Raw genomic sequence first — 3,201 nt, 5'->3', positions numbered from 1 at the left:
AATTTAACAAAGATCTCGCTTCATTAAAGTTGATCCGTATGGGTACGCATGCCCAATTGTTTGGTTGAAAATGAATTGGGTACAAAGCGAAGACGGCAGTTATACCGCCTATAGTAGCGAATACGACGAACACTATCACTCGACCAAAGACGGTGCTCTGAACGAATCGCTTAGAAAACACATCGAACCCGCTTTTGCCCTGCACCGAGAGAAAGATCATCTTCGCCTCATCGACATCTGTTTCGGATTGGGATTTAATACCCTTCTGAGCCTTTATTACCGTGATACCTATTATCCCAATATGACGTTGGAAATCTACTCTCCCGAACTCGATGGCGATTTGGTCGCTTCGCTCATCGATTTTCCCTATCCCGATATCTTTGAGCCGTATCGAAACGTGATAAACGATATCTCAACCCTCGGAGGGTATGAGGATGAGCGAACCGTGATCACGGTTGATATTATGGATGCGCGTGTTGCGATGAGAGCGTTGGAAGAGGAGTGGGATGTGTGCTATCAGGATGCATTTAGTCCGCAAACGAATCCGATCCTCTGGACACAAGAGTATTTTGCCGATGTGGCACGGCTGATGGGAGAGGAGGGGATTGTTACCACCTATTCGACCGCACTCGCTACGAGGTTGGCCCTCTATGAAAACGGCTTTAACGTCTATCTAAATACGGGTGAGGGATATCGCAATGCGACGATCGCATCGCGGCGTATTTTCGAGGGATATGAGAAAGTCGATATGGCACATAAGATTGGGTGTAATCCGTTCATCCAAAGCCTTAGAGACGAAAATTTGGTTCTTTAAGACGATAGTGTGCAATGAGCTGTCTTAGACGGTTCTCATTAAAACGCCAAAAGTGTTTCGGATCAAATTCGGGATGGGTGAGCATTTGTTCATACAATGCTTCTTCGCTCATCCCCGCTTGATTTGACTCGACCATAATCCGCTCCAACAACTCGACCGATTCGGGAGTTGTGTCATCATCAGCGAGAGGTTTTTGCGGGAGAAAGAGATAGACTTTGTAAAGCGAAAGGGCAAGTCCGCCGATAAATGCCCCCATCATGATGAGTTCAATGGTTTTCATGGTTAGTACAACGCGCTGATATGGTCAATATCATTCCAACTGAGATCTTTTTTAGCCGATGAGGTGAGGATATGGCGCATATAGCGGGCGAATACATCGGTTTCTATATTGACCCGTGTCCCTTTTTTGTAGGTGCCAAATAGCGTTTCGCGCATTGTGATCGGGATGATCGTGAGACGGAATGCACCTCCCATCACTTCATTGACGGTGAGACTGATCCCATCAATCGTGATGGAACCTTTTGGGGGGATGAGGGGGATAAACTCACTATCCACATCGACGATCACGTCGTAGCTGTTACCGTTGTCGGTGATGGAGCGGATGGTGCCGATGGTGTCAATATGCCCTTGGACGATGTGCCCCTCGAAGCGATCTCCCATCATCATAGCGGGTTCGATGTGTACGGAACCGCTGAGTTTTTCGGTCGCGATATGTTTGAGAGTTTCGGGGGAGAGTTCGACGCTGAATCCGTCACTCTCGATGCTCACGACCGAGAGGCACGTGCCGTTGATAGCGATAGAGTCGCCGAGTTTGGGCTTATGCGCGGCTTTGAGGGATAAACGGTTCCCTCCGAAGCTCTTCACCTGTGCCATCTCCCGAATCAGTCCTGTAAACATAGTGCCCCTTTGTTAAAATACAATTTTACCCTCTTCTTGCAAAGAACGGATAATACTTTTCGCTTTTTCGTGACCGTTATAGGCGGCTTTCCGGCAGCACTCCAATGCCGTGTCGTTGTTCATGTCGCATCCTAGCCCCTGATCGTACATCAATCCTAGATTATATTGCCCCTCAGCGAGGTTCATAGTTGCGGCGCGGGAGAAGCAGATAAAAGCTTTTGCGTAGTCTTGGGGTACTCCATGACCCTCTTTGTAGAGGACACCGAGGTTGTTAAACGCGTTGGTATTGCCTCGTTTGGCCGCTTCTTCGTACCAAAATGCCGCTTCCGAGAAATTTTGGAGACACCCTAACCCCCGTTCTAATGCGAGAGCCGTCTCAAACTGTGCCTGCGGAAATTCGAGGATCGCAGCACGGAGGAGGAGTTCGTACGATTTGAACTGATCGTGAGGGACGACAACCCCATCGGCGTACATGAGGGCGAGATTGTAAATCGCCGTCGGTTCGTTTAGTTCAGCGGCTTGGGCATAGAGGTGGAAAGAGCGTTCCAATGAGGGCTCAACTCCAAGACCCTTTTGATGCATGTAGCCTAATGAAGAGAGGGCAGTAGGGTTATTTTGGAGGGCGAGTGTTTCAAAAAGTTCCAATGCCTCAGAATAGTTCTGAGCATTAAAAGCATCAAATGCACGTTGTAACATTTGGTATGACCTTGTTTATTTTTCGGGAGATTATAGCGAGGCGCACTTAACGGCGTACTTTTCTCGCTTCGCGCTGTTTTTCTTTAAGTTTTGTTACAACGTCTTTAAGCCGTTCTTTCTCTTCCAGCAGTTGATCGCGGATCAAAAACTCATCCCCACCGTCGATTTCAGGATCGTATTCAAGAGGCTCAGGAGTGTAATTTTTCAACATCTCTTCCAATGTTAGGGCTCTGTCGTTGTTCATGGCAATCACTCTTCATCAAAAGTTTTGCTTAATTGTAGAGCATTTTTCCTTTGTATTTTTATAGGTTTCAACAATGGAAGCTATAATTGCATTAATAATTTACGTAAAAAGAAGTAATAATGAATTATGACGTTATCGTCGTCGGCGGAGGACACGCCGGAATCGAAGCCGCACTCGCCTCGGCACGCATGGGTCACACTACCCTGATGGTCTCTATTTTGGCGGAACAAGTAGGTGCTACGAGCTGTAATCCTGCCGTCGGCGGACTCGCCAAAGGGCATTTGGTGCGTGAACTCGATGCTCTCGGCGGAGAGATGGGATTGCTTACCGATGAGGCAGGAATCCAGTTTCGTATCCTCAATATCACGAAAGGCCCCGCCGTTCGCGGAAGCCGTGCGCAGATCGATATGGATCGCTACCGCATCATCGCCCGTAATACCATTTTAACAACGCCGAATATGTCGTTGGTTCAAGAAACTGTTACCTCCCTCATTATCGAAGATTCTACGGTGGTTGGAGTCCGTACCCATCTGCTCAATGAATACCGAGC

6 protein-coding genes are annotated in these 3,201 nt (G+C 47.9%); 2 read left to right on the top strand and 4 right to left on the bottom strand.

Annotated features, from left to right (window positions below):
- Positions 1-70 precede the first annotated feature (70 nt).
- Entirely contained in the window at positions 71-814 is a 744-nt protein-coding gene (locus WA010_RS12670) for a tRNA (5-methylaminomethyl-2-thiouridine)(34)-methyltransferase MnmD (RefSeq protein ID WP_422557482.1), read from the top strand.
- On the opposite strand, the gene WA010_RS12665 is transcribed toward WA010_RS12670, so the two are convergent.
- Genes WA010_RS12665 through WA010_RS12650 form a run of 4 tightly spaced genes read right to left on the bottom strand, consistent with a single transcriptional unit; the run spans position 789 to position 2,651 of the window.
- Entirely contained in the window at positions 789-1,094 is a 306-nt protein-coding gene (locus tag WA010_RS12665) for a hypothetical protein (protein WP_422557481.1), read from the bottom strand. The genes WA010_RS12670 and WA010_RS12665 overlap by 26 nt on opposite strands.
- A 2-nt stretch (positions 1,095-1,096) precedes the next feature.
- Entirely contained in the window at positions 1,097-1,711 is a 615-nt protein-coding gene (locus WA010_RS12660) for a riboflavin synthase (RefSeq protein ID WP_422557480.1), read from the bottom strand.
- A 12-nt stretch (positions 1,712-1,723) separates the two neighbouring features.
- Positions 1,724-2,407 (bottom strand): tetratricopeptide repeat protein, encoded by a 684-nt coding sequence (locus tag WA010_RS12655; RefSeq protein WP_422557479.1) that lies wholly within the window; start codon positions 2,405-2,407, stop codon positions 1,724-1,726.
- Between the two features lie 46 nt (positions 2,408-2,453).
- Entirely contained in the window at positions 2,454-2,651 is a 198-nt protein-coding gene (locus WA010_RS12650; RefSeq protein WP_422557478.1) for a hypothetical protein, read from the bottom strand.
- A gap of 119 nt (positions 2,652-2,770) precedes the next feature.
- Here WA010_RS12650 and WA010_RS12645 point away from each other — a divergent pair.
- A partial coding sequence (locus WA010_RS12645; protein WP_422557477.1) for an FAD-dependent oxidoreductase occupies positions 2,771-3,201 on the top strand: 431 nt, incomplete at its 3' end.

The sequence above is a fragment of the Sulfuricurvum sp. genome (assembly GCF_049305995.1).
Taxonomy (GTDB): domain Bacteria; phylum Campylobacterota; class Campylobacteria; order Campylobacterales; family Sulfurimonadaceae; genus Sulfuricurvum.
This window is presented reverse-complemented; position numbering and strand designations above follow the sequence as displayed.